Annotated in this window: 27 protein-coding genes; 14 read left to right on the top strand and 13 right to left on the bottom strand. The window is 61.8% G+C overall.

Annotation, left to right across the window (positions count from 1 at the left end; all coding sequences use genetic code 11):
* Window positions 1-4: 4 nt before the first annotated feature.
* Window positions 5-310, top strand: coding sequence for a flagellar basal body rod C-terminal domain-containing protein (locus EFB14_RS03950; protein ID WP_126822904.1), 306 nt, complete (start codon window positions 5-7; stop codon window positions 308-310).
* A 101-nt stretch (window positions 311-411) separates the two neighbouring features.
* Window positions 412-1038 carry an alpha/beta hydrolase gene (locus EFB14_RS03945; protein WP_126822902.1) on the top strand — a complete coding sequence of 209 codons (627 nt, stop codon included), beginning with the start codon at window positions 412-414 and terminating at the stop codon, window positions 1036-1038.
* A gap of 12 nt (window positions 1039-1050) precedes the next feature.
* Here the strand turns inward: EFB14_RS03945 and sufA are convergent, their stop codons facing one another.
* The 8 genes from sufA to EFB14_RS03905 form a co-directional block, all read right to left on the bottom strand.
* Entirely contained in the window at window positions 1051-1443 is a 393-nt protein-coding gene (sufA, locus tag EFB14_RS03940) for a Fe-S cluster assembly scaffold SufA (protein ID WP_126822900.1), read from the bottom strand.
* 91 nt (window positions 1444-1534) lie between these two features.
* A complete protein-coding gene (locus EFB14_RS03935) occupies window positions 1535-1915 on the bottom strand; it encodes an SUF system Fe-S cluster assembly protein (RefSeq protein ID WP_003559708.1) in 381 nt (126 codons plus the stop codon).
* 12 nt (window positions 1916-1927) lie between these two features.
* Window positions 1928-3169, bottom strand: a complete 1242-nt coding sequence (locus tag EFB14_RS03930; RefSeq protein WP_126822898.1) for a cysteine desulfurase — start codon at window positions 3167-3169, stop codon at window positions 1928-1930.
* Window positions 3170-3181: 12 nt separating this feature from the next.
* Entirely contained in the window at window positions 3182-4456 is a 1275-nt protein-coding gene (gene sufD, locus EFB14_RS03925; protein WP_126822896.1) for a Fe-S cluster assembly protein SufD, read from the bottom strand.
* A 25-nt stretch (window positions 4457-4481) separates the two neighbouring features.
* Entirely contained in the window at window positions 4482-5237 is a 756-nt protein-coding gene (gene sufC / locus EFB14_RS03920) for a Fe-S cluster assembly ATPase SufC (protein WP_126822894.1), read from the bottom strand.
* 101 nt (window positions 5238-5338) lie between these two features.
* Window positions 5339-5680 carry a GIY-YIG nuclease family protein gene (locus EFB14_RS03915; RefSeq protein ID WP_126822892.1) on the bottom strand — a complete coding sequence of 114 codons (342 nt, stop codon included), beginning with the start codon at window positions 5678-5680 and terminating at the stop codon, window positions 5339-5341.
* Window positions 5681-5739: 59 nt separating this feature from the next.
* A complete protein-coding gene (gene sufB, locus EFB14_RS03910; RefSeq protein ID WP_126822890.1) occupies window positions 5740-7209 on the bottom strand; it encodes a Fe-S cluster assembly protein SufB in 1470 nt (489 codons plus the stop codon).
* Window positions 7210-7400: 191 nt separating this feature from the next.
* Window positions 7401-8567 carry a cysteine desulfurase family protein gene (locus tag EFB14_RS03905; RefSeq protein WP_126822888.1) on the bottom strand — a complete coding sequence of 389 codons (1167 nt, stop codon included), beginning with the start codon at window positions 8565-8567 and terminating at the stop codon, window positions 7401-7403.
* A 217-nt stretch (window positions 8568-8784) separates the two neighbouring features.
* On the opposite strand from EFB14_RS03905, the gene EFB14_RS03900 reads away from it, so the two are divergent.
* Window positions 8785-9462, top strand: coding sequence for an alpha/beta hydrolase (locus EFB14_RS03900; protein ID WP_125845715.1), 678 nt, complete (start codon window positions 8785-8787; stop codon window positions 9460-9462).
* A gap of 55 nt (window positions 9463-9517) precedes the next feature.
* On the opposite strand, the gene EFB14_RS03895 is transcribed toward EFB14_RS03900, so the two are convergent.
* Window positions 9518-10636 (bottom strand): anhydro-N-acetylmuramic acid kinase, encoded by a 1119-nt coding sequence (locus tag EFB14_RS03895; RefSeq protein ID WP_126822886.1) that lies wholly within the window; start codon window positions 10634-10636, stop codon window positions 9518-9520.
* A gap of 131 nt (window positions 10637-10767) precedes the next feature.
* Here EFB14_RS03895 and tyrS point away from each other — a divergent pair, with 131 nt between their 5' ends.
* On the top strand, window positions 10768-12024 hold the full coding sequence (gene tyrS, locus EFB14_RS03890; protein WP_126822884.1) for a tyrosine--tRNA ligase: 1257 nt from the start codon (window positions 10768-10770) through the stop codon (window positions 12022-12024).
* 152 nt (window positions 12025-12176) lie between these two features.
* Here tyrS and EFB14_RS03885 read toward each other — a convergent pair whose 3' ends face one another.
* Together EFB14_RS03885 and EFB14_RS03880 are read right to left on the bottom strand one after the other, a co-directional pair.
* Window positions 12177-12461, bottom strand: coding sequence for a hypothetical protein (locus EFB14_RS03885; RefSeq protein ID WP_126822882.1), 285 nt, complete (start codon window positions 12459-12461; stop codon window positions 12177-12179).
* 217 nt (window positions 12462-12678) lie between these two features.
* Window positions 12679-16077 carry a YhdP family protein gene (locus EFB14_RS03880; RefSeq protein ID WP_126822880.1) on the bottom strand — a complete coding sequence of 1133 codons (3399 nt, stop codon included), beginning with the start codon at window positions 16075-16077 and terminating at the stop codon, window positions 12679-12681.
* 124 nt (window positions 16078-16201) lie between these two features.
* Here EFB14_RS03880 and EFB14_RS03875 point away from each other — a divergent pair, with 124 nt between their 5' ends.
* The 5 genes from EFB14_RS03875 (at window position 16202) to EFB14_RS03855 (ending at window position 21046) form a co-directional block, all read left to right on the top strand.
* Complete coding sequence (locus EFB14_RS03875; protein WP_126822878.1) at window positions 16202-16675, top strand: peroxiredoxin; 474 nt, start codon at window positions 16202-16204, stop codon at window positions 16673-16675.
* Entirely contained in the window at window positions 16672-17499 is an 828-nt protein-coding gene (locus EFB14_RS03870) for a ferritin-like domain-containing protein (RefSeq protein WP_126822876.1), read from the top strand. The genes EFB14_RS03875 and EFB14_RS03870 overlap by 4 nt, the downstream gene beginning before the upstream one ends.
* Before the next feature lie 123 nt (window positions 17500-17622).
* Window positions 17623-18945: a peptidoglycan DD-metalloendopeptidase family protein gene (locus tag EFB14_RS03865; RefSeq protein WP_126822874.1), complete on the top strand. Its 1323-nt coding sequence runs from the start codon at window positions 17623-17625 to the stop codon at window positions 18943-18945.
* Between the two features lie 156 nt (window positions 18946-19101).
* Window positions 19102-20616 carry a DEAD/DEAH box helicase gene (locus tag EFB14_RS03860; protein ID WP_126822872.1) on the top strand — a complete coding sequence of 505 codons (1515 nt, stop codon included), beginning with the start codon at window positions 19102-19104 and terminating at the stop codon, window positions 20614-20616.
* A 7-nt stretch (window positions 20617-20623) separates the two neighbouring features.
* The gene (locus EFB14_RS03855; protein WP_126822870.1) at window positions 20624-21046 is read left to right on the top strand and encodes an NUDIX domain-containing protein; all 423 of its coding nucleotides are present in this window, start codon (window positions 20624-20626) and stop codon (window positions 21044-21046) included.
* Here the strand turns inward: EFB14_RS03855 and EFB14_RS03850 are convergent, their stop codons facing one another.
* Window positions 21047-21364, bottom strand: a complete 318-nt coding sequence (locus tag EFB14_RS03850) for a TfoX/Sxy family protein (RefSeq protein WP_126822868.1) — start codon at window positions 21362-21364, stop codon at window positions 21047-21049.
* Between the two features lie 32 nt (window positions 21365-21396).
* Window positions 21397-21891, bottom strand: a complete 495-nt coding sequence (locus tag EFB14_RS03845; protein WP_126823540.1) for a flavin reductase — start codon at window positions 21889-21891, stop codon at window positions 21397-21399.
* Between the two features lie 181 nt (window positions 21892-22072).
* Between EFB14_RS03845 and EFB14_RS03840 the strand changes: the two genes are divergently transcribed.
* The 5 genes from EFB14_RS03840 (at window position 22073) to purB (ending at window position 26559) form a co-directional block, all read left to right on the top strand.
* A complete protein-coding gene (locus EFB14_RS03840; protein ID WP_126822866.1) occupies window positions 22073-23155 on the top strand; it encodes a branched-chain amino acid ABC transporter substrate-binding protein in 1083 nt (360 codons plus the stop codon).
* Window positions 23156-23222: 67 nt separating this feature from the next.
* Complete coding sequence (rpe, locus tag EFB14_RS03835; protein ID WP_126822864.1) at window positions 23223-23900, top strand: ribulose-phosphate 3-epimerase; 678 nt, start codon at window positions 23223-23225, stop codon at window positions 23898-23900.
* Window positions 23897-24622, top strand: a complete 726-nt coding sequence (locus EFB14_RS03830; protein ID WP_126822862.1) for a DUF2259 domain-containing protein — start codon at window positions 23897-23899, stop codon at window positions 24620-24622. The genes rpe and EFB14_RS03830 overlap by 4 nt, the downstream gene beginning before the upstream one ends.
* Before the next feature lie 2 nt (window positions 24623-24624).
* Window positions 24625-25110, top strand: coding sequence for a hypothetical protein (locus tag EFB14_RS03825; RefSeq protein ID WP_126822860.1), 486 nt, complete (start codon window positions 24625-24627; stop codon window positions 25108-25110).
* 141 nt (window positions 25111-25251) lie between these two features.
* Entirely contained in the window at window positions 25252-26559 is a 1308-nt protein-coding gene (gene purB, locus EFB14_RS03820; protein ID WP_126822858.1) for an adenylosuccinate lyase, read from the top strand.
* The last annotated feature ends 35 nt before the right edge of the window (window positions 26560-26594 follow it).

Raw genomic sequence — 26594 nt, 5'->3', positions numbered from 1 at the left:
GCTGATGAGCATATCGGGCATTACCAACACCGCTCTTTCGGGCATGCTGGCGCAGACGACGCGGATCGGTGCGATCGCCAACAACGTCGCAAACAGCAGCACATCAGGCTATGGCAGGCTGAACACCGGCCTCACCTCGGTTGAACCAGGCGGTGTTCAGGCGGTTGTCAACCAGACAGATCAGCCGGTCGATCCCGCCACTGAACTGACCGACATGATCGAAGCCGAGCAGAGCTACAAGGCGAACACGGTCGTCTTCGAGACTGGCGCCGACATGTGGGAAATGCTCATGAGCATCAAGCGCGACTGACCACGAGCCACGCCAAAGACGTCTGCCATTCGACAGCCTTGTTATAAGATCGCCTCGAATCGGGCCTATATCGATCCGCGCCATTGACGCGGATCGATCCTATGCCGGAACCTCAGGATTTCCTTTTCATCGCAGAAAGAGCCAAGTTCGATGCAGCACCTTTGGTGCTGCTGCACGGCAGCGGCATGCACGAGCGCAATCTCATCGCGCTTGCCGACCGGGTCGGGCCGGATCGTCCTTATCTCGCGCTGAGGGGCGCGGTGGAATGGGAGGAAGGCTTTGCCTTCTTCCGGCGAAACCCCGATCGGACACTCGATTATCTCGACCTCTTCAACGAAACCCATCACCTCGCCGATTTCCTCGCGAGGGCCTTGGAGACCCGGCTCTTGAAACGGCCGCCCGTGCTGCTCGGCTTTTCGAATGGTGCGATCATGGCCGCCTCGGTCCTGCTGCATCGTCCGGAAACGGCAATCGGTGCCGTCCTGCTGCGGCCGCTCTCACCCGCGCCTGCCGCGGATTTTCCCGAGCTGAAGAACCATCGCATCCTCATTCTTGCCGGCGAACGCGACGAGCGGCGCGCGCCGGAGGATGTCGTTCTTGTCAGCCATCAGATCGAAAAGAGCGGCGCCCGAGTCACGACAAGACTGTTCCCCACGGGCCATGGCCTCGATGAGCGGGAACCGGATTTTATTGGGAATTGGCTGGCAGAGAATTTCCCACCAGCCTGAAGCGTGGCACTATCAGGAATGCGCTGGTTCGCTTTGGCGCTGTGCGGCAAGGGCGGCCACATCGGCAGGCTTCAGTTCGACGGATTCGCCGCAGCCACAGGCCGATGTCTGGTTCGGATTGGTGAAGGTGAAGCCGGAGCGCAGAGTGGTCTGCTCGAAGCCCATCTCGGTGCCGAGCAGATAGAGCACGGCCGATGGCTCAACCCAGACTTTCGCCCCGTCGCGCTCGATCAGGTCGTCCTTGGCATTCGGCTCGGTCACCAGGTCGATGGTATATTCCATCCCGGCGCAGCCGCCCTTCTTGATGCCGACGCGCACACCCTTGGCCTCAGGCCCCGAATTCTCGACGATCGCCTTGACGCGGGCCGCAGCCCCGTCCGTCATGCTCATGATTGCAAAGCCCATCGGCTCATTCTCCTTCCGCAACCGGGGTCAAGATCCGGCGCATCGTGAATCAAATGTAGTACCCTGAGGTAAACGGATCAATACCGGGGGATCAGTACCAACCGACGGCGACCTGCGCCTCTTCCGACATGCGGTCCGGCGTCCACGGCGGATCGAAGGTCATCGCGACCTCGACGCCCGACACGCCTTCGACGGCGCCGACGGCATTTTCGACCCAGCCGGGCATCTCGCCGGCAACTGGGCAGCCGGGCGCGGTCAGCGTCATCATGATCTTCACCATGCGGTCGTCTTCGATGTCGATCTTGTAGATCAGACCGAGCTCGAAGATGTCGGCCGGAATTTCCGGATCGTAGACGGTTTTCAACGCGCTGATGACGTCGTCGCTCAGCCGCGCCAGCTCATCGGCGGGGATGCTGGAATGGACGATGCCTTCGCGCACGTCGATCTTCTGTTCGCTTTCGTCCAGGCTCATCACGGACACTCCTCAAGCAAAGAACTTGCGCGCATATTCAAGCGCATCGGCCAGGGCATCGACCTCGGCGCGGGTATTATACATCCCGAAGGATGCACGGCATGTGGATGTGACGCCGAAACGTTTCAAGAGCGGCATGGCGCAATGCGTGCCGGCGCGTACCGCAACACCCTGCCGGTCGATCACCATCGAGACGTCATGGGCATGAATGCCCGCCAGTTCGAAGGAGAAGATGCCGCCCTTGTCGGGCGCCGTTCCGAAAACCCGCAGCGAGTTGACGGATTTGAGGCGCTCGGCCGCGTAAGCTGCAAGATCGGCTTCATGACGGGCGATCGCCTCGCGGCCGATCTTCTCCATGTAATCAAGTGCATAACCGAGCCCGATCGCCTGTACGATCGGCGGTGTGCCGGCCTCGAAGCGATGCGGCGGATCATTATAGGTGACTGCGTCCTCGGCGACTTCGAAAATCATCTCGCCGCCGCCCTGGAACGGGCGCATCTCCTGCAGCCGATCCTTCTTGCCGTAGAGCACGCCGATGCCGGACGGGCCGTAGAGCTTGTGGCCGGTCATCACGTACCAGTCGCAATCAATATCCTGCACGTCGACAGGCAGGTGCACCGCGCCCTGCGAGCCGTCGATCAGGACGGGAATGCCGCGTTCATGCGCGATGCGGCAGACTTCCTTGACGGGAACGATCGTGCCAAGCGCATTCGACATATGGGTGATGGCGACGAGCTTGGTGCGCTCCGTCAGGCTCTTCTCGAAATCCTCGATATGGAAGGCGCCTTCATCGTCGACGGGAACCCAGACCAGCTTGGCGCCCTGCCGTTCGCGAATGAAATGCCAGGGCACGATGTTGGAATGGTGCTCCATGATCGTCAGGACGATCTCGTCGCCTTCGCCGATCTTGGGCATGCCCCAGCCATAGGCGACGGTATTGATCGCTTCAGTCGAATTCTTGGTGAAGACGATGTCGTTGATATCAGGCGCGTTGAGGAAGCGGCGGACCTTCTCGCGCGCCGCCTCATAGGCGTCCGTCGCGGCATTCGAGAGATAATGCAGGCCGCGATGCACATTGGCATATTCATGGCTATAGGCATGCGAGATGGCGTCGATCACCACCTGTGGCTTCTGTGCCGAGGCGCCGTTGTCGAGATAGACCAGCGGCTTGCCATACACCTTCTCGCTGAGGATCGGAAAATCCCGGCGGATGGCTTCGACGTCGTATTGCGTGGCCGGTACTATCTTGTCCATGGCAAAATCCGATCAGGCGTGCTTTTCGAGCCAGGCCGAAATCACGCCTTCCAGCGCCTCGACCAGGGCTTCGTCATCAAGTTCTTCGACGATCTCGGCAACGAAGGCGTTGACGAGCATTGCCCGCGCCTTGTTCTCCGGAATGCCGCGCGCCATCATGTAGTAGAGATGATTGGCGTCGATATCGGTCACCGTCGCGCCGTGGCCGCACTGGACGTCGTCGGCGAAGATCTCGAGCTCGGGCTTGACCGAGAATTCGGCATCGTCGGACATCAGCAGCGTGTTGCAGGCCATCTTGGCATCGGTCTTCTGCGCATCGGGTGCCACCCGGATCATGCCCTGGAAGACGCCCTTGGCGCGGTCGAAGACAACGTTACGGATCACCTCGGTCGAGCCGGTGTGCGGCACATCGTGGCCGAGCACCATCGTCACGTCGGTATGGCTGTCGGCCCCAAGCAGGTTGATGCCGCGCAGTGTGAGATCCGCGCCCTCGCCCGTCACCTTGATATGCAGCTCCTGGCGCACCAGCTTGCCGCCGGCATTGATGACGAAAAGCCGGAGCTTGGCGTCTGCGCCGAGATCGATGCGGATCTGGCCGAGATGCGTATCCTCGGCGCCCTGCTGCTGCAGGATGATCCAGGTCAGCTCCGTGCCTTCGCCGACAGTGATGTCACTGACGTGGGACACGAGGGCCGCATCGCCTGTCACCGAAAGGTGACGTTCGATGACGGTTGCCTTGACGCCGGCGCCGAAGGAGACGGGAAGGCGCGTATGCGCCTGTCCGCCGGAATGGATGAACTGAATTTCGAGCGGAGATTCAAGCTCGGTCTCGGCAGGCACATCGACAACATAACCGTCGCGCACGAAGCTGCCGTTGATGCGGCCCACCGCGTCATCGGAACCGAGTGCATCCAGGCCATCCGCGGCCGAGCCGCTGATCAGATGTTCGGAATAGGCCGAAATACCAAGACCGTCGGCGACGGCCTTCTGGTTGGAATGGCCCTGGATCACTGCCAGCACTGTCGCATCGGCAACGAGCGGCTCCCAAGCCTCCGAGCCGGCATCACCTGCCTGCGACGGGATAGTGCGCAACAGATTCTTGAGGTCGGTATAGTGCCAGGCCTCGATGCGGCGCGTCGGCAGGCCGGCCTTCTTCAGGTCGTCGAGAAGCCGGTCGCGCAGCGCCGTCACAGCGCCATTGCCCGGCAGTTCGCCGATCTGCTCGTTGAAGGCCTCGATCAGAGCCGCCTCGGCCGCGGTCAGGCGGCTCGTCGTCTGCATGTTCATGGACGTCGTCCTTTCCGCCCGAAACTCAGGCTGCCGCGCCGATGATGTCGGCATAGCCGTTGGCCTCAAGCTCATGCGCCAGCGTCTTGTCACCCGACTTGATCACCTGACCCTTGTAGAGCACGTGGACGGTATCGGGGACGATATAGTCGAGCAGGCGCTGGTAGTGAGTGATGACGACCACGGCGCGATCCGGCGAACGCAGCGCGTTGACGCCGTCGGCGACGATCTTCAGCGCGTCGATGTCGAGGCCGGAATCGGTTTCGTCGAGCACGCAAAGCTTCGGCTCGAGCAGCGCCATCTGCAGGATCTCGGCGCGCTTCTTCTCGCCGCCGGAGAAACCGACGTTCAGCGGCCGCTTCAGCATCTCGGTATTGATCTGCAGCTTGGCCGCAGCATCCTTGACGCGGCGCATGAAGTCAGGCGTCGTCAGCTCGTCCTCGCCGCGCGCCTTGCGCTGCTCGTTCATTGCGACCTTCAGGAATTGCATGGTGGCGACACCCGGAATTTCCACAGGATATTGGAAGGCCAGGAAAATGCCCTTGGCGGCGCGCTCGGCCGGATCGAGCTCGAGGATGCTCTCGCCATTATAGAGAATGTCGCCCTCGGTGACTTCGTAGTCGCTGCGGCCGGACAGCACATACGAGAGCGTCGACTTGCCGGAGCCGTTCGGCCCCATGATCGCGGCAACTTCACCAGCCTTCACCGTCAGGTTCAGGCCACGAATGATCTCGGTGCCGTCTTCGGCGATGCGGGCATGGAGGTTCTTGATTTCAAGCATTTCGTTTTTCCTGTCCATAAAGCGGATTCAAATGCCGCCTAGTTGACCGTTCGCACCGGTCTCGATCGTCATCCTCGGGCTTGTCCCGAGGATCTAAGCCTTCAATTGTAATCGCTCCACTCCCGCGTATTCGGATGCGGTCGATAGATATTCTCAATTTCGTCGATCCGCTCATAGAGGTCGATCCAAGTTGGATTAAGCTCCTCTACAAGCTTGATTTTCCATTCACGCAGATATCGCTTCAAGGACTTCTCTCGCTGGATCGCCAACACGATGTTCGGATGGTTCTCAAACCAGACGAGGTTCTTTGCTCTGTACTTCTGCGTAAAACCCTTCTGGATTGCGTTCCGGTGTTCCCATATGCGACCGTGCAAATCACTCGTGACACCGGTGTAGATCACCCCCCGTGGTTTGTCGGACATCATATAGACGAAACCACTCATCCCTATCCTCTGGCCACGGCAGATCCTCGGGACAAGCCCGAGGATGACGGAGACCGTGTTTAACCCACCGAGCCTTCCAGCGAGATGCTGATCAGCTTCTGCGCCTCGACGGCGAATTCCATCGGCAGCTCCTGCAGGACTTCCTTGACGAAGCCGTTGACGATCAGCGCGATCGCAGCTTCCGTCGGGATGCCGCGCTGCAGGCAGTAGAACAGCTGGTCTTCGGAAATCTTCGAAGTTGTCGCCTCGTGTTCGAACTGCGCCGTCGAATTCTTCGCCTCGATGTAAGGCACCGTATGGGCGCCGCACTTGTCGCCGATCAAAAGCGAATCGCACTGGGTGAAGTTGCGCGCATTCGAGGCCTTGCGGTGGGCCGAGACCTGACCGCGATAGGTGTTGTTGGAAACACCGGCGGCGATGCCCTTCGAGACGATGCGGCTCGACGTGTTCTTGCCGAGATGGATCATCTTGGTGCCGCTGTCGATCTGCTGATGGCCGTTGGATACGGCGATCGAGTAGAATTCGCCACGGCTGTCGTCGCCGCGCAGGATGCAGGACGGATATTTCCAGGTGATTGCCGAGCCGGTTTCGACCTGCGTCCACGAGATCTTCGAACGGTCGCCGCGGCAATCGCCGCGCTTGGTGACGAAGTTGTAGATGCCGCCCTTGCCGTGCTTGTCGCCCGGATACCAGTTCTGCACCGTCGAATACTTGATCTCGGCATCGTCGAGCGCAACCAGCTCGACGACGGCCGCATGCAGCTGGTTTTCGTCGCGCTGCGGCGCCGTGCAGCCTTCGAGGTAGGAGACGTAGGCGCCTTCTTCGGCGATGATCAGCGTACGCTCGAACTGGCCGGTGTTCTTCTCGTTGATGCGGAAATAGGTGGACAGCTCCATCGGGCAGCGAACGCCCTTCGGAACGAACACGAACGAACCGTCGGTGAACACGGCCGAATTCAGCGTCGCATAGTAGTTGTCGCTGGTCGGAACAACGGAACCGAGGTACTTCCGCACCAGTTCCGGATGCTCGCGGATCGCTTCCGAGATCGACATGAAGATCACGCCGGCCTTCTTCAGCTCCTCCTTGAAGGTCGTGACGACCGAGACGCTGTCGAAGACGGCATCGACGGCGATCTTCGGCCTCTCGACGCCGGCCAGGATTTCCTGCTCTTTCAGCGGAATGCCGAGCTTTTCGTAGACCTTGAGGATCTCCGGATCGACTTCGTCAAGCGACTTCGGGCCTGGCGTGCTCTTCGGCGCGGCGTAGTAATAGATGTCGTTGAAATCGATCTTCGGATAGTTGACGCGCGCCCAGGTCGGCTCTTCCAGCGTCAGCCAGCGCCGATAGGCTTCGAGACGCCATTCCAGCATCCATTCCGGCTCCTGCTTCTTGGCCGAAATGAAGCGGATGATATCCTCGGACAGGCCCTTCGGTGCCTTGTCCATCTCGATGACGGTCTCGAAACCGTATTTGTACTGGTCCACATCGATCAGGCGAACCTGGTCGATCGTTTCCTGCACCGCAGCCATCTCATTCTCCAATCTCGCCGGATACAAGGTCCGGCAGCTTGTAGCGTCTGGGCAATTCACTTGCCCTTTACCTCGGGCAATTACTTGCCCCTTATGCCGGGCAATCCTTTGCCCTTATGTAAGAGGCCAAAAGGGACTTTTCAGCCCGATTGGCAAGCGGAAATTTGCGTTTCCGCAAGTTTATGATGCGGTCAAGCCGCCTCGCCCGCCGACCTACGCCGGCAGGCGATCTTGCCGAAAGCCGCGATCGCCCGGTCGATGTCCTCGTCCGTTGTGGAAAAGCCGAGCGAGATGCGCAAGGCTCCGAGCTTGGCGTCGCGTCCCATCGCCGCCAGAACATGGCTTTCACCGACCTTGCCGGACGAGCAGGCAGAGCCTGCCGAAAGCGCAACACCTTCAAGATCGAAGGCGATCTGGCCGGTCTCCGCCTTCAGGCAGGGAAGCGTGAAGAAGATGGTGTTGGCGACCCGCGGACCGCCCAACCCGTGGATGATGACATCGGGCGCAGCAGCGCGCATGCCGGCTTCCAGCCGATCGCGCAGCGCGGCAATCGCAGCGTTGCGTTCCCCGAGGTTCTCCAGTGCAGCTTCCGCTGCTGCTCCGAAGCCGATCAGCGCCAGCGAATTCTGTGTCCCCGATCGGTGACCTTTCTCCTGCCCGCCGCCGCGGATCAGCGCCTTCGGCATCAGTGCCTCGCCACGGGCGATCAGCGCGCCCGCACCCTTCGGCCCGCCGATCTTGTGAGAGGAGATGATCATGAAATCCGCGCCGATGCGCTCGATCTCGATCGGCAGACGACCTGCCGCCTGCACGGCGTCGACGATGAAGAGGCCGCCATGGGCATGCGCGATCCTGGCCGCTTCTTCCACCGGCTGAACGATGCCCGTGTCGTTGTTGACGAGCATGATCGCGACGACGGGAAGGCCCGTCGACTTGTCGTGGACCTCGAGAAGCGCTGCCAGCGCGTTCAGGTCGACGACACCGGCCTCCGTCACCGGGATCTCGGTCGTGCTGTCCTTGGGGAACCGGCCGCCCTCGCGCACTGCCAGATGCTCGACGGCCGAAAAATAGAGACGGCCGAGCTTCAGCGGCGTGCGGCCCATGTTGAATTCCGGCGTCAGAACCATATTGGCGGCTTCCGTGGCGCCGCTGGTAAAGATCACATTGGCGGGATCAGCCCCCGTCAGCAGTGCGACTTTGCGCCGTGCGCCTTCGATGGCGGCGCGGGCGGCGCGCCCCTCTCCATGCACGCTGTTCGGATTGCCAAAAACATCGATGGCGCGCATGATCGCCTCGCGCGCTGCGGGGTGCAGCGGCGCTGTGGCATTCCAATCAAGATAAAGGCGTGGCGGCGCCATGATCTTCAGTCCTGCGCTTGACGAGCTTGCTTCAGCATCCGCGGTTCATTTTTCTTGAAATTTCCGCCGGGCTTGCCTTATGACACGTTCCACGATGCGTGGATCGCCATGCAAGTTTCGAATTGTTCTAAACTGCGTTTTAGAAAAGCTGACAACATTAGTCAAGTCATGTTGTCGTCCAACGCAGCGCGAACGCGAAATAAAACCCGGAGTACCAATGCCCGAAGTTATTTTCAACGGCCCTGCCGGCCGTCTTGAAGGCCGCTACCAGCCCTCCAAGGAAAAAAGCGCGCCCATCGCGCTCATTTTGCATCCGCACCCGCAGTTCGGCGGCACGATGAACAATCAGATCGTCTACCAACTTTTCTACATGTTCCAGAAGCGCGGGTTCACGACGCTGCGCTTCAACTTCCGGGGCATTGGCCGCAGCCAGGGCGAGTTCGACCACGGCGCCGGCGAATTGTCGGATGCCGCCTCCGCGCTCGACTGGGTGCAGAGCCTGCATCCCGACTCCAAGACCTGTTGGGTCGCGGGTTATTCCTTCGGCGCCTGGATCGGCATGCAGCTTCTGATGCGCCGGCCTGAGATCGAGGGCTTCATGTCGATCGCCCCCCAGCCGAATACCTACGACTTCTCCTTCCTGGCCCCCTGCCCCTCTTCCGGCCTGATCATCAACGGCGACGCCGACAAGGTCGCGCCGGAAAAGGATGTGAACGGCCTCGTCGAGAAACTGAAGACCCAGAAGGGCATCCTCATCACCCACCGCACCGTGCCTGCCGCCAACCACTTCTTCAACGGCCAGGTGGAAACGCTGATGGGCGAATGCGAGGACTATCTCGATCGCCGCCTCAACGGCGAGCTGGTGCCGGAACCGGCGGCCAAGCGCATTCGCTGATTTCATAGCGCCGAGATTATTCCATGCGGCACGGCCCGGGGTTTGCCCGGGCCGATTACGGCTTTGCCAGTACCCCGCCGCTGACCGGCGCACCAACCCCCGTCGTGCCGGGAAATGTCAATGGCAGCCCGTCCAGCGAGCGCACGGCGAGATAGGCCCAGGCCTCGGCTTCCATCGCATCGCCGTCGAAGCCTGTCTCCTCGGCAGTCAATACATTAGACCCCAGCCGTTCAGCCATGGTCGAAAATTCCGCCATCAGGGTCCGGTTCAGCCGCCCGCCGCCGCAGACGATATAGGTCGATGGCGTTTCGGGCAGGAAATCGGCGGATTTGATGATCGACGCGGCGGCGATATGCGCAAGTGTCCGGGCGCCGTCTTCGAGGCTCGCCTCGCCGGGCCGAAGCGGCGCGAAATCGCCGCGGTCGAGCGACCGGCGAACATTGCTGCGAAAGAACGGGCTTTCCAGATAACGCTCAGCCAGGCTGGCCACGACTTTGCCGCGCCCGCCGATCTCGCCGCCGGGATCATAGGTTCTGCCGGTCTGCATCTCCACCCACTGGTCGATCAGCGTATTGCCCGGCCCGCTGTCGAAGGCCGATATCCGGCCATCCGAGCTGATTGCGGTGAGATTGGAGATGCCGCCGATGTTGACGAAGCACACCGACTGTCCCGCCTGCTGGAATTTTCCCGCAAGTGCTGCGTGATAGGCCGGCACCAGCGGCGCACCCTGCCCGCCATGAACCATGTCGTTGGCGCGCATGTCGTAAACCACCGATATGCCGGTTCGGCGCGCAAGTTCCGGGCCGTCGCCGATCTGGATCGTCAATCCTTCGTCGGGGCGATGGAGCACGGTCTGGCCATGAAAGCCGAGAACATCGACGGCATCTGGAGAAAGCTCGAAGCGCTCAAGGAATGCCGTAACGGCAGCTGCATGCCGTAAGGTAAGTTCAAGCTCGATCTCGCGAAGTTCGGACGGCCGCTCATTCCTGTCGTGCAGCGGACGAGCCAGTTCCAGCGCGCGTTTGAGCTGTCCGCGAAAGTCGGCATCATAGGGAACCCCCAAGAACGGCCCGCGCTCGATGAAGCCGCGCCCGTCGGTCCTGAGCAGCGCGACGTCGATCCCGTCCATCGACGTGCCGCTCATCAGACCGATCGCCGTCCTGATGACATTCATGAGGCTTGCCTCCCATGCGATTCCCGGATGCACTTTTATAAAAACAGTGCTAAACGCGCCGCGACAGATCAACAACAACGAACTTGCGCAAGGCCCGCATGGGCGAGCGCAGATATCAAGAGACGAAGGCCATGTCCGAGTTCAAGTCCGATTTCCTCCGCACGCTGAAAGAGCGCGGCTTCATTCATCAGATCTCCGATGAAAGCGGCCTCGACGACCTCTTCGCCAAGGAAACCGTGACCGCCTATATCGGCTACGACCCGACGGCATCGAGCCTTCACGTCGGCCATCTGACACAGATCATGATGCTGCACTGGCTGCAGGCGACGGGCCATCGCCCGATTTCGCTGATGGGCGGCGGTACAGGTATGGTCGGCGATCCCTCCTTCAAGGAGGAGGCCCGCAAGCTGATGACGATCGAGACGATCGAGCAGAATATCGCCTCGATCAAGAACTGCTTCTCGAACTACCTCGACTACGACAAATCAGGCAACGCCGCACTGATGATCAACAACGCCGAATGGTTGCGCTCGTTGAATTATCTGGAGTTCCTCCGCGATGTCGGCCGTCATTTCTCGGTCAACCGCATGCTGTCCTTCGACAGTGTGAAGACGCGCCTTGACCGCGAACAGTCGCTGTCCTTCCTGGAATTCAATTACATGATCCTCCAGGCCTATGATTTCGTCGAGCTTGCCAAGCGCTATGATTGCCGTCTGCAGATGGGCGGTTCGGATCAGTGGGGCAATATCGTTAACGGTATCGATCTCGGTCACCGCATGGGGACACCGCAGCTCTACGCCCTCACCTCGCCGCTCTTGACGACGTCATCAGGTGCCAAGATGGGCAAGTCGGCTTCCGGCGCGGTCTGGCTGAATGCCGATCTGCTCCCCGTCTATGACTTCTGGCAGTATTGGCGCAACACCGAGGACGCCGATGTGCCGCGCTTCCTCAAGCTCTTCACCACGCTGCCGATGGACGAAATCGCTCGCCTCTCGGCAATCGGCGGTTCGGAACTGAACGAGGTCAAGAAGATCCTGGCGACCGAGGTCACGGCGATCCTGCACGGCCGCCCGGCCGCCGAGCAGGCCGCCGAAACGGCACGCAAGACCTTCGAGGAAGGCGGCCTTTCGGAAAACCTGCCCTCGGTCGACGTGCCCGCTTCCGAACTCGACGCCGGCATCGGTCTGCTGTCGCTGATCGTTCGCGCCGGCCTTGCCTCGTCGAATGGCGAAGCTCGCCGTCACGTCCAGGGTGGCGCTGTCCGTATCAACGACGAGGCAGTCAGCGACGAACGCAAGATGATCGGCAGCGGCGAAATCACCGCCGACGGCATCATCAAGCTGTCGCTCGGCAAGAAGAAGCACATCCTTATCCGCCGCGCGGCGTAAGCGGCTTCAATTCTGAACGGATATCAAAGCCGGCGTCCGCGCCGGCTTTTTCGATTTCGCTGAAGGCGTTGGCAGGTATTGGCCGCCGAAATGCGCCGATCCGGGCGGCGTTTGAGTGCCGAAAGCTTTTGGGCACGACCACAATGCAGAGATCACTCAACTCCGGGCCGAGATGTCGCGTCCGTACGTTCGGCCTCCCGGAAGACATAGATTGGCGGATTGACGTCTGACACAGGCTTCACGCGCGACCACCAGCTGATCGAGAAAATCGGCGGCGTCATCATCGCGTCGAGTGGAACCGTCAGCACGTGGGCGGAGCGAACGAGCTCCTGCTGCTTCAGTCGCTCGCTCTTTTCGGCGGAATATGAAGCATGGCCGCCGAGCGCGGCGGCGATCACCGCAACCGATACGAAATAGCCTGTCCGAGCGCACTGCATGGCATCCTCCGACAATGCAACGGCCGTTGTCAAAGCCGAGAACCACAGCTTACATCAAATCTCTCTAAAATAGCAGGCCGAGCATCGATGGCGCGTGCTACACAGGGTTTCTGATCGAGGCTGACCCGTCTGCCCGTGCGTCAATTCTGATCTCCTCAGGGGGAAGAGATTTAGGGACTTGTCGCCACGACCGCTGCCGTCGTGGCCCTCGCCCGCCTCATTGAAATTCGAAGATCTGGCGGAACACGCCCGGCGCGATGATCGAGAGCGGGTTGATCTGCAGGTTCGGCTGGTCGAACTTGCCGGTGAGCTTGAAGGTGATGCCGATCAGGCCGCGGTCGCTGCCGTTGCCGAGGATGACGCCGATCAGCGGCAGTTCGGCAAACAGGCGATTGAGCCCGTAGGCCGGCATGAAGGTGCCGGTCATGTCCATGTTGCCGTTGCGGTCGCGCGCTACGCCTTGGAAAGTTGCGCCGATCTGATCGCCCCGTAGCACGCCGTTTTCGATGCCGATCATGCCGTCGCGTGAAACGACGCGGGCGAAACCGCGCTGGAAGCGCTGCGACGAGGTGTCGATGTCGCGCTTGACGGCCTCGTTGAGGCTGCGCTGCTCCTGTCCGACCGGGGTCGAGACGATCGAGTGCAGGCGCTGCTCGTTGACGATCGAGAAGCGGCGCACGTCGAGCGAACCATCCCATCCGCCCTGCGCCCCCAGCCGGATCGCCAGATTGAGAAGGCCGCCCTGCATGTGCTGATAGAGATCGGCAAAACGCGATACCGCTCCGGCATCGCCGCTGGTGATGTTGATGACGCCGCCATCCTTCATCTGGCTGACCACGGCCTCGCCGCTGTCCGTGACGCCGGAAAAGCTGAGTGCCTGCAGCTTGTCGCCGCGCAGCGATATCTGAGCCTGGAAATTGCCGACCTTCTCATCGTTGAAGCCGATAACATTCTTCAACTTGGCGCGCACCGCTACGCTGGTATCGCCGGCATCCCCGTCTCCGTCGCTGTCCGAGCCCGATTTCAGCCGCGCGATAACCGGCCGCGCATCGGCGCTGTCGCCGGAGACGGAAACGTCGAAACTGCCCTTGCTGCGTTTCACCGAGAGGGCGAAATCGTCAAGCGAGGAAAGTTTGATGCTGTCGAAATCCGCCGAAATGAGGCCTGTCTTGCCGACATTCAGCGATCCGGTGGCGCCGAAACCGTCGCCCTTCAGCCGGAAATTCTTGATCTGCGAATTGTCGGGTGGACCGGATATCTCGAATTCGGCGGAGGCGGCAATACCGCTGCCTTTCGACCAGCCGATCCAGGGCAGGTCAAGCAGCGATTTGGTGAGGTCGAGCTGGACGTTCTGCCGGTCGTCGTCGATCCGTGTCAGCACCATCTTCAGATTGCCGCCGACAATGCCGGAAAGTCCGGGCATCACCTTGTTGCGCTGGTCTTCGGAGAGCGTGGCGGTGATCACGCGCTGCCGCTCCACGCCGGAGGATCCCTCGACCGGCTCGGTGAGATCGATATCGGCCGGAATGCCGTCGATCTCGCCCTTGGCATCGAGCGTGATCCGTTTCGGATCGCCGTTCAGCATGCCGGTGACATTGCTGATCGTGCGGCCGGAAAAGGGCTTGGCAAGATCGACGTCGGTGAGCTTCATCGCCGCCTTCCAGTCGGCCGGCGGCGGGTTTTGCGAGGAGAGCAGGCCGAAATGCGCCTTCACACTCGCCTCGATGTGTCCCTTCAAATCGTCGGGCGTAAAGCCGGCACGCTGCAGCACCCGGATCGGCTTGTACGTCAGGAGCTCACCGATAGCGTCCGCCGCACCTGATACCGCAAGATCGATGTCGGCCATCAGCGGCTTGTCGTAGGCAGACGGTATGACGAATGTCCCCTGCCCGAGACCGACAGACCGGCCGGAGGGGAAATAGGACATGCCGCTCTTGATCGCGATCGTCGCCACGGGGCCTGTCAGGTCGAAGTGCGCCGCTGTATCCCGGATCGGCGGAATCTCACCGGCAACATTCATTCGCGCGCCCGTGATGTCGAAACCGATGCGGATCTGGTTGGCATCGAGTTTCAATCCCTTGCCGCCGGCTGCCTCGTCCAGCCGGCCGAAGGGGATGAAGACTGAAATGGCGGCGTCGGTCACCATGCCGCCGAAAAGGTTGCCATGCACCCAGGTGCGCACCTTGGGCGCCATCCAGAACGGCCAGAGCTGCTTGATCGCCGTCGTCTGCAACTGCGACGACTGGCCGGCGAAGCTGATCTCGGGCGATTTGTCGCCGAGTTTGACATGCAGCGATCCGTAGAGCGCTCCGAGCGGGCTGGAGACGGTCATATTGGGAAACTGGAATTCTCGGCCGGCGACCATGTAGCGCCCGGTCGCCTGAATATCGAAAGACAGCGGCTGTTCGCCGGAACCGCTGGGGGCGGCCGTACCGCCGCTGACGAGAAGGTCGATGCCGAAACCTTTGCCCGCCTTCGGGTCCAGCTTGTCGAGATCGATCAGTGCACCGTTGAGGGGAAGCGTGGTCGCGCCGAACCGGGCGTTCGATTTGGCGATCTCGAGCGTCTGCTTGGTGAAATCGTAAACGAGGTTGATTTGCCCGCCCGAAAGCTCCTGCGCATCGCCATCCGTATAGATCAGGCCGGGATCGACATCGATCGTCGCCGCAAGCGACGGCGAAACACCATCCCCCGCCCTGGTGGCCGACACGGTGAGGTCTGCGAAAGTGTTGAGCCCCTGCCGTATTACGCCCTGATCGTTGCGTTTCAGTGTGAAGGGTGTGAGGTCGGCGTGCTTGAGCGTCGCCACCACCTTCGAGACGTGGCCATCTTCCTTCTCGGCCAGCACGTCGAGTTCCGCCACCTCGCCGTTGAGCGCGACCTCGCCGCTCAATTGCAGCGAGGTTGGGCCGGCATGGGCAAAGACGAGATTGTCGACAACGAGCGACAGCGGGCCGTTTGCCGTATCGGCAAGCTTGATGTCGATGCCGGAGATGCGCACTGAATTCGTCGAACCGCGCGTGACGATGCCGTCGAACATGTCGAACTGCGAGAATATCCTCTCCATTGCCGCCGGCATCGCGTCGATACGCAGATCGTCGAGCTTGATGGGATTGCCGGAGGGCAGAAGCGCCGTATCGAGGGCGATATCCTCCGCTTCGATATCGGTGACGGCAATACGGCCGCGGAATAGCTGCAGCGGATCGAGCGCCAGCCGCACCGAGCCCGTCGTCGATACGTGCTGACCGCTCGCCTGGTCGATCATGTTGACGTCGCGCGCTTCCAGCGCCAGCCGCAAGCCAGAGGTGAAGCGGATGACGGTGGAGCCGACCTCGGCGCGATAGCGCGGTCCGGCCGCGCCGTTCAGCGCCGCCTGGGCCTGCTGCGACAGCGGCTTGTCGAACATGCCGCTCTCGACGGTGAAGATGATGGCGGCGACAATGAGGAGAATCAGTCCCAGGAACCCTGAGGTCAGCTTCGCCGTGCGCCGCATCGAAGAGCGCGGCGGCGGGCAATGGACGATGATCGGATCCTCGGCCTGGGCGGACGGCAAGCGGTCCAGCGCAACGATATCCTTCTTGCGAAACGTGACCTTTTCGCCGCGGATGGCTGACATGCGCCCTCGGGCTCTCCCTTAAATGAAGAATTGAACCCGGCCATGCTGGACGGGTTTCCGTCCAATATATAATTCGGGGAGAGAGTGTGTCATCCACAAACCCGGCAAAAGAAAGGTTTTCATAATGGCGGTTCCCGGCATCGGTGCCATGGCCCCCGATTTCAACCTCCCCCGTGATGGCGGCGGGCGCATTTCGCTTGCCGATTTCCACGGCAAGCCGCTCGTGCTGTTCTTCTATCCCAAGGATGACACTACGGGCTGTACGGCCGAATCATTGGCTTTCACCGCGCTCGCGCCCGAGTTCGACGCGGTGGGCGCTGCCGTCATCGGCATGTCGCCCGATTCGGCCGCCTGCCATGACAAGTTCATCAGGAAGCACCGTCTTTCGGTGGCGCTCGCCTCGGACGAAGAGAAGACGACCTTGCAGGCCTATGGCGTCTGGAAGGAAAAGAGCATGTATGGCCGCAATTTCATGGGGGTCGAGCGCACCACCTTCCTCATCCGCCGGGACGGGATCATCTCCACCATCTGGCAGAAGGTGAAGGTACAGGGTCATGCCGAAACCGTGCTCGAAGCGGTGAGGAACCTCGCGGCGTGACCGGGGATCTTGCGATAACCTCGCTGCGCGGTGGCGCGATCGATGCCATCCGCGCAACCGATCTCGACCGCAAGACGAAGCTTGCGCAGGAAAGCGCCACCCGCTGGTTCGCGCGCCGGGTGTCACTGCGCTCGCCGCTCGACGCCGCCCTGCCCGAAAGGCCGGGCCGTCCCGACAAACCGGTGCTGACGCCGCCCACTCAGGTGGAGAAGCGTTCGCTGCATACGCTGAAAGGCCGTATCGCCCTCCTCCACGCCATCGCCCATATCGAGCTCAACGCCGTCGATCTGGCACTCGATATCGTGGCGCGATTCGCCAGCGAGCAGGTGCCGAACTCCTTTTTCGATGGCTGGATGCAGGTCGCCTTCGAAGAAGCCAAGCATTTCCGCATGGTACGTGCCCGTCTCAACGACCTCGGAGCCGATTACGGCGATCTGCCTGCCCATGACGGGCTTTGGCAGGCGGCCCATTCGACGCGCCACGACCTGACGGCAAGGCTTGCCGTCGTGCCGCTGATTCTCGAAGCCCGCGGCCTCGACGTCACCCCGTCGCTGCAGGCGAAGATGCGCGAGACCGGCGATCTCGAAAGTGCCGATGTTCTGGACGTTATCTATAACGACGAGAAAGGCCATGTCGCCGTCGGCGCCAAATGGTTCCGCTTCCTCTGCGCCCGCGAGAAGCGCGATCCGGCAAAGGCCTTCCAGGAGTTGGTGCGTGCCAATTTCCGCGGACCGCTGAAGCCGCCCTTCAACGATCTCGCCCGCGCCGAGGCCGGGTTGACGCCATCCTTCTACCGTTCGCTCGCATCGATCAGCCACGCCTGAAATGTCCGGCATACAGCGCATGCCCGCAATTTGTGGCGCGACGGCAATAATGAAATCATTCATTAACCATAACCGTGTCTAATTTTCCCGAAGAGGCGTAGAGCATCAATCGGGAGAGCCTGCGTGAACAGCGGACATCAGCACCGGGTATTCGGCAAGCGGGCGCAGGAACATATCCTTATCCTGGCAAGCGGCGACAAGGTCCGCCACATGACGGTCCGGCCGTGGATGGCGGCACTTGCCTTCTGTTTCGTCGGTGTCTTCTCGATCGGCTATCTCCTGGCCACGTCCTATCTCGTGCTGCGCGACGACCTGATCGGCGCCACCATGGCGCGCCAGGCCCGGATGCAGCACGACTACGAGGATCGTATCGCCGCGCTTCGCGCTCAGGTCGACCGCATCACCTCCCGTCAGCTTCTCGACCAGCAGGTGGTCGAGGACAAGGTCGACAAGTTGATGGAGCAGCAGATGGCGCTCACCTCGCGCCACGGCAAGCTCGACAATCTGCTCGACCGGGCCGAAAGCTCCGGCCTGACCGACAAGGACGGTGCCGCGCAGGCGCCGTCTTCGCCGGTCCAGTCCTACGCCCCTGATATCAAGGGCAAACGCGCCTCGCTGACTGGTGGCGGCATCGAGGCGATCGAGAAGCAACTGGCGAGCGGCGCACCCGCCGATGCGACGCCCGACAATTCGACGCTCGCCTATGTGCCGGCTGCCGATACCGTCGGCGACCGCGCCGACCGTATCTTCTCCAAGGTGACGCTGTCCTTGAAAGACGTCGAACAGGACCAGCGCAACCGCGTCGAGCAATTGACGAGCGATGCCGGCAGCGCCGCCAACGCCATCGAGAGCGTGCTGACCCGCTTCAAGATCCCGATGCCCGAGGCGGCCGCCAAGCAGGATGAGGATGACAGCGCCGTCGGCGGCCCCTATGTCGAGCCGGAGAGCAACGACGACTTCAACAATTCGCTGGTGGCGCTCGACGGCGCGCTGACACGGCTTGAGGCCGTGCGCAGCACCGCCGAATCCCTGCCCTTCCGCAATCCCGCCATCGGCAAGGAAATGACCAGTCCCTTCGGCAATCGCCGCGACCCTTTCCTCGGCCGTTTGGCCCTCCATTCCGGCATCGACTTCCGCTTTTCGCCGGGCGAGAAGATTCGCCCGACGGCGCCCGGCAAGGTGATCTCCGCCGGCTGGACCGGCGGTTACGGCAACATGGTCGAGGTTGATCACGGCAACGGCATCTCGACGCGCTACGGGCACATGTCTGAAGTTCTGGTCAAAGTCGGCGACATAGTCGACCGCAGCGATGTCATCGGGCTTGCCGGCAGCACCGGCCGTTCGACGGGCACGCATCTGCATTATGAAGTGCGCCAGGATGGCCGTGCGGTCGATCCAGTATATTTCATGAATGCAGGCCTTAAACTCGCCACCTATATAAAGTAATAGCCGCCGGTAACCATCGCTTCACTCTGCACGGGGTGAGGTCTCTCTATTTCTTGACTTGCCGGGCATTCGGGGCTATGTCGCGCTGCATTGCGGCATGCAATCCCGCCGACTCGTTCAGAGTTCGGCCGAACCGGAACGGAAACAGTTTTCCCTTTGACGACATTCGCTGACCTTGGCTTGAGCCAAAAAGTGTTATCCGCTGTGACCGACGCGGGCTATACGATCCCCACGCCTATTCAGGCGGGGGCTATTCCCTTTGCGCTCGAGCGTCGCGATATTTGCGGCATCGCGCAGACGGGCACCGGCAAGACGGCATCATTTGTTCTGCCGATGCTGTCGCTTCTGGAAAAGGGCCGCGCCCGTGCGCGCATGCCCCGCACGCTGATCCTCGAGCCGACGCGTGAGCTGGCCGCCCAGGTCGCGGAGAATTTCGAGAAATACGGCAAGAATCATCGCCTCAACGTCGCCCTTCTGATCGGCGGCGTTTCCTTTGAGGATCAGGACCGCAAGCTCGAACGTGGCGCCGACGTACTGATCTGCACGCCCGGCCGCCTGCTCGACCATTTCGAGCGCGGCAAGCTCCTGATGAGTGGCGTCGAAATCCTCGTCATCGATGAGGCCGACCGTATGCTGGACATGGGTTTCATCCCCGATATCGAGCGCATTGCCAAGCTCATCCCGTTCACCCGCCAGACGCTGTTCTTCTCGGCCACCATGCCGCCGGAGATCCAGAAGCTCGCCGACCGCTTCCTGCAGAATCCCGAGCGCATCGAGGTGGCAAAGCCGGCTTCGGCCGCAAAGACCGTCACGCAGCGTTTCGTCGCCTCGCACGGCAAGGATTATGAAAAGCGCGCGGTTCTGCGCGAACTGGTCCGCGCCCAGACCGAGCTGAAGAACGCCATCATCTTCTGCAACCGCAAGAAGGATGTCGCCGATCTTTTCCGTTCGCTCGAGCGCCACGGCTTCTCGGTCGGCGCCCTGCATGGCGACATGGACCAGCGCTCCCGCACGATGATGCTGCAAAGCTTCCGTGACGGCAATCTGCAGCTTCTGGTGGCTTCCGACGTTGCCGCCCGCGGCCTCGACATTCCCGATGTCAGCCACGTCTTCAATTTCGACGTGCCGATTCATTCGGAAGATTACGTCCACCGCATCGGCCGCACCGGCCGTGCCGGTCGCTCGGGCGCCGCCTTCACGCTCGTCACCAAGCGCGACACCAAGTTCGTCGACGCGATCGAGAAGCTGATCGGCGAGAAAGTCGAATGGCTGAGCGGCGACGTGAATTCACTGCCGCCGCCGGTGGAAGACAGCCGGGATAGCGAACGCCCGCGCCGCAACAGTCGCGAGCGTGGCGGACGGGATGATCGGGGCGAGAAGGGCCGCGGACGCGGTGGTCGCAGCGCCACGAGTCATAAATCTGATAACGACATACAGGATAATGGCGTCGAAGTGATCGCAGCAGCACCAGCAAAGGCCGAGGTCTTGAAAAACGAGCGCAAAGCAGAGCAGAAGCCGCAAAACAATGCGCGCAACAATCGGCCTTACCCGGCAAATGATGACAGCCGCGATCGCCGCCGTCATCGCGATCACGACGATGGCCCGACCCCGGTCGGCTTCGGCGACGATATCCCTGCCTTCATGCTGATCGCCGGCAGCGCCAAGGTCTGAACATCCGATGGGCAGGCCCGGCCTCGATTTTCCGGGCCTCGGCGTCGGCCTGGTGATTCTGCGCGACAGCAGGATCCTTCTCTACAAACGCATGCGTCCGCCTGAAGCCGGCTATTGGAATATCGTCGGCGGCAAGGTCGATCACATGGAGCTGGCTGAGGACGCCGCCCGCCGCGAGGCCGAAGAGGAAACCGGCCTGACGATCGGCGGCATCGAACGCATCGGCATGACCGAACAGATCCTCGATGCCGACCGCCAGCACTGGATTTCAATTCTCTATCTCGCCCGCGACGTCGAGGGCGAACCGCGATTGACCGAGCCGGACAAGCTTTCGGATTTCGGCTGGTTTCCCCTGACGGATTTGCCGGAACCGCTGTCTGCCTTCACGAAGGCGGCGATAGCAGCCCTACCCTCGGTCGAACGCAGCTAGCTATTCGGCGCGAAGCGCTGCCTCGTAGGCAAGCCGCACCCATTTCGCCATCAGATCGGGATCGTCGTAAGCTTCGTCGGGGATCGACCAGTAGGGCATCTTCACCGGCTTGCCCTTCTTGCCCTCATACGCCCATTGCGTGGCGCCGGCAGCGGCAAACTCCGGGGCGCTCGTCTCGTCGGCCTTCAGCAGCATCTCGTCGCGCACCTCGACGGCGACGATGCGCCCCATATGATAGATGCCCTTGCCCCCGAACATGCGCTTGACCGTGACCGGCCCGAGGCCCTGAAACATTTCCTCGATCCCGGCATTGTCCATGCTCTATCTCCTCGAAATCCCGGCCAGGCCAATCACAGCGTGTGATAATCACGGTTCATATAGATGAGCGCCGGATGCTTTTCGCTGAAGCGGACGGCGGCGACCTCACCGAAGATGACGTTGTGGGTCGGCAATTCCTTGATGTCGGTCACCCGGCAATCGAAGGCGGCAAGCGCATCGGCAAGGACGGGTGCGCCGGTGACGAGCATGTCGAAACGGGCGCTGGCGAAACGCTCCTCATTGGTAAGCGCCGTGCGCCCGGAAAAGGCGTCGGCAACACCCTGGTGATGGGCGCCGAGCGTGTTCAGCACGAAGATGCCGCTGCGGAAAAAGATATCGTTCTTCGGGTTGGTGTTGTTAAGGCAGATCAGCACCGAGGCCGGATTGTCCGAAACCGAGCAGGCGGCAGTGATGGTGACGCCACGGCGCATGCCTTCCATCGCCGTCGTCACGAGCTGCACATGGCCAGCATAGCGGCTCATGGCATCGCGATAAAGGCCGGGGTCGATATGCTGCCTGTTCAACACCTGCTTCTCCGTGCGCCCGATATGCCTGGGATCCTCTTCCCATCGCGCCAATATGGCGAGCATCGGTTACCTTTTCTACAAGACGAGCGGTGAAAAGCGCTGCCTTTTGCTTGTTTTTCTTTGACGATCGCGGCCTTGCGGATAAAAGGGCATGGACGATGGCTAGGGATCTCCGCCTTTCATGATCAACCTGCGTGGCATAGCAGCCTTTCTGACGCTGCTGGTAGCGGCGGCGCAAGGCCATGCGGCCGGCGTGACGATCGGCGTCGTCGCCCCTCAGGGCGGTCCGCTCGGCCTGCTCGGCGCGCAGATTGCAGCCGGCGCCGGTTTCGAGATCCAGCAATCGGGAAATACCCTCGTCGCCGTCAACGAGACCTGCGAGGACAATAGCGGCGCGGCGGTTGCCGATGCGCTCGTCAATGCGAAAGTCCAGGTCGCCGTCGGCTTCCTCTGCAGCGAAACGCTGGAAGGCGCGCTGCCGAAGCTGAAGGACGCCAATATTCCCGCAATCACCGTCTCCGTGCGCTCCCGCATCCTGATGGAGGATGCGCTGAAGAACGGCTGGCCGCTCTTCCGCATGGCGCCCGCCGACGGCGCCGAAGCGGCAAAGGTCATCGAGGTCATCCTGAAGGACTGGGCCGCCGATCCGATCGCGCTGATCGAGGACGGCACCATCCACGGCCGCGAACTGTCGGAAGCCGTGCGCAATGCGCTGGAACAGAACGGCCTGAAGCCTGTTTTCACCGACACCTACCGCCCGGGACAGGAGCAGCAGATTGCCCTTGTCCGCCGCCTGAAGCGGGCGGGCGCCACCAGGGTCTTTATCGGCGGCGACCGCAACGATGTCGCCGTCATCGCCCGTGATGCCAGGGCGGAGAACATCCCGCTCTCCATCCTCGGCGGCGATGCCATGCGCGCGGCCAATCAGCCGCTGCCGCTCGCAGACGGCGTACGCGCCGTCACCCTGCCCGAATACGCCATGCTGCCGGAGGGCACGGCTGCGGCCGATTTGCTGCGCGCCAAGGGCATCGAGCCGGAAGGTTATGTCCTGCCGTCGCTATCGGCGGCGCTTATTGCCGGCCAGGCGGCGGAAGCTGCTGCTGCGGCCGGCAAACCGGTGCAGGAGATGCTTCTCGGCACGACATTCCAGATGCCGGTCGGCGCCATCACCTTTACCGGCGCCCATGAACTTTCGCAAAATCCCTACCGCGTGCTCGAATGGCGACGCAGCGGCTTCTTTCCACCTGCGGCGCCGACGCAATGAGCGGCGATCGCCAGCCTTGAATTCGGGCGCCGTGATAAAAGCGCGCGCCCCATACGGAGTAAGACTGATGACGTTGCCCATTCGCATTGCTCCCTCGATCCTCGCGGCGGATTTCGCCAGGCTCGGCGAGGAGGTGCGCGACGTGACGGCCGCCGGCGCCGACTGGATCCATCTCGATGTGATGGACGGCCATTTCGTGCCGAACATCTCCTTCGGCCCCGATGTCATCAAGTCGCTGCGTTCCTACACGAGTGCCACTTTCGACTGCCACCTGATGATCTCCCCAGTCGATGACTATCTCGAAGCCTTCGCCAAGGCCGGCTGCGACCGCATCACCGTCCATGCTGAAGCCGGGCCGCATCTGCACCGCTCGCTGCAGACCATCCGCAATCTCGGCAAGAAGGTCGGCGTGACGATCAATCCGGCAACCCCGCTCAGTGCCATCGAGAATGTGCTCGACGATGTCGATCTCATCCTGATCATGTCGGTCAATCCCGGCTTCGGCGGGCAGAAGTTCATTCCGGCGATGGCGGCGAAGATCGCCGCGGCAAAGTCACTGATCGGTGACCGTCCGATCGAACTCGAGGTCGACGGCGGCGTCACGGTGGAAACGGCACCAGTGATCGCGCGCGCCGGCGGCAACGTCCTCGTTGCAGGCTCGGCAATTTTCAAGGGCGATACGGTCGAGGCTTATCGCAAGACCGTCGCCGATCTGCGTCAGGCAGCTGAAGGGGCACGAGCATGAGGAAGCATTTGATGATTGGCGGCATGCTTGCCGCCGCACTCGCCGGCCTGCCCGGCATGTCACTTGCCGGCGACATCGCCAGCATCCAGCCGATCGGCTTTTCCGCCGACGGCAAGGTCTTTGCGTTCCAGGAATTCGGCATCAAGGAGACCGGCAACGTCCCCTATTCCGAAACCTATTTCATCGATACCGACAGCGGCGAATATCTCGAGGGCACCCCCTTCCGCACCGAGCTGACCGACAAGGACGCCAATCTTTCCAAGGCGCGGCGTCAGAACCTCACGGCAGCGCGCAGCCAGATGGACAAATACGACCTCCTGACCAATCCCGGCCTGATCGCCGCCTTCAACCCGCCGACCGAACTTGGCTCTCCCTCGAAGACACTCCGCTATACGACGCTTGCGACCGACGGTCCGCCGAAGGCGCCTTATACGCTCGCGCTTGGCGAGATGCCGGTGGCGGCGCCGAAGGATTGCGCTGCCGTCGACAAGCGGATACTCGGCTTCAGCCTGCAGATGATCGAGAAGGAAGGCGTTCCGAACCGTCAGGCGGCAAAGCAGGTGACGGCTGTTCCGGCCGAGCGCACCTGTTCTGTGGAATACAGGATCGGCGGCGCCATGGTTTATCAGCCGGAAGGCGGAAACCAGGTCCATATCGCCCTTATCCTCGCCTTCGATGCGGCAAGGAACGGACGCTGGATTGCCGTTCCGGTTCATCCCTGAGCATGGATCGCCTTCGGGCGGCAAAGCCGCCCTATCCCGATCTATTTGCCGGCGCATTGCTCTGGGGCATGCAGATGCTGGCGGCCGCCATGCTCGGTCTCTACCTGCGTAACGGCCTGCAGACGAGCCGGCTTGGCGAGGTCGCCGCACTCTATTTCCTCGGCGGCCTGCTCTCCTGGCCCTTTGCTCTGCCGGTCGCGCGCTTCCTCGCTTATAACAGGCCGCCGGAAGCCCGGTTTGCCGCTTTCTTCGTGACGCTGACGGCGGCCACGATCCTCATGACCGCCTTCCTCTTCGCCATGGAATATCGGATCTTCTATTCGCGCTGGCACGCCCCCTTCGGCAGCGTCGTCTGGGTCTTCCAATTCGTCTTCACCAGCGTCAGCGCCGTCTACCAGTTCCTGGTGATCGGCCTACGCCTTTTCCTGCCGCTGGGGCTCGTCTGCCTTGTCGCAAGCAGCTATCATCTTGCCAAACGCATGCGTTGAGATTGCCGCCCGTCTTTGCTACAGGGGCGCTAAAGCAATTTCGGCAAAAGTGCCCAGCGGTTTTGCCAGGCAAAGCGCGAAGCGATTTTGCCGGGAATTGCGTCTCAGACGCTCAAACCTCTTGAATGAAGGCAGCCGCCCATGATCCCGCGTTATTCCCGGCCCGAAATGGTCGCCATCTGGTCTCCCGAAACCAAGTTCCGCATCTGGTTCGAGATCGAGGCGCATGCCTGCGACGCGCTGGCCGAGCTCGGCGTCATCCCGAAATCGGCGGCAAAAACGATATGGGAAAGAGGCGGCGCCGCCACCTTTGACGTTGCGCGCATCGATGAGATCGAGGCCGTCACCAAGCACGACGTCATCGCCTTCCTCACCCATCTCGCCGAAATCGTCGGCCCGGATGCGCGCTTCGTCCACCAGGGCATGACCTCGTCAGACGTGCTCGACACCTGCTTCAACGTCCAGCTGGTGCGCGCGACCGACATCCTCATCGCCGATATCGACCGGCTGCTCCAAGCGCTGAAGACCCGCGCCTTCGAACACAAGGACACCGTCACCATCGGCCGCTCGCACGGCATCCATGCCGAGCCCACCACCTTCGGCGTCAAGCTGGCGCTCGCCTATGCCGAATTCGAGCGCTGCCGCCAGCGCCTCATCGCCGCCCGCGAGGAAGTCGCGACCTGCGCTATCTCGGGCGCCGTCGGCACCTTCGCCAACATCGATCCGCGCGTCGAAGAACATGTCGCCGAGGCTCTCGGCCTGAAGGCCGAGCCGGTCTCGACCCAGGTTATCCCGCGTGACCGCCACGCCATGTATTTCGCCACCCTTGGCGTCGTCGCCTCGTCGATCGAGCGCCTGGCGACCGAGATCCGCCATCTACAGCGCACCGAGGTGTTGGAAGCCGAGGAATATTTCTCGCCCGGCCAGAAGGGCTCCTCGGCCATGCCACACAAGCGCAACCCGGTTCTGACCGAAAACCTCACCGGCCTTGCCCGTATGGTCCGCTCCTATGCCATGCCGGCCATGGAAAACGTCGCCCTCTGGCACGAGCGCGATATCTCCCACTCCTCGGTCGAACGCATGATCGGCCCAGATGCGACAGTCACCCTCGATTTCGCCCTCTCCCGCCTCGCCGGCGTCATCGAAAAGCTGCTGGTCTATCCCGAGAACATGGAAAAGAACCTCAACAAATTCCGCGGCCTCGTTCACTCCCAGCGCGTCCTCTTGGCGCTCACCCAGGCCGGCACCTCCCGCGAGGACGCCTACCGCCTGGTACAACGCAACGCCATGAAGGTCTGGGAACAGGGCAAGGATTTCCTGGAAGAGCTGCTCGCTGATGCGGAAGTTCGCGCCGCGCTTTCGGAGGAGGATATTCGGGAGAAGTTCGACCTTGGCTACCACACCAAGCATGTCGACACGATCTTCCGTCGGGTGTTTGGCGAGGCGTGAGCGATCCCCGATAGCGATATTGCAACGCCCTGAAG

Source organism: Rhizobium fabae (assembly GCF_003985135.1).
In the GTDB taxonomy this organism is placed as follows: Bacteria; Pseudomonadota; Alphaproteobacteria; order Rhizobiales; family Rhizobiaceae; genus Rhizobium; species Rhizobium pisi.
The sequence above is the reverse complement of the archived record's forward strand: the minus strand, read 5'-3'. Positions and strand labels throughout refer to the sequence as shown.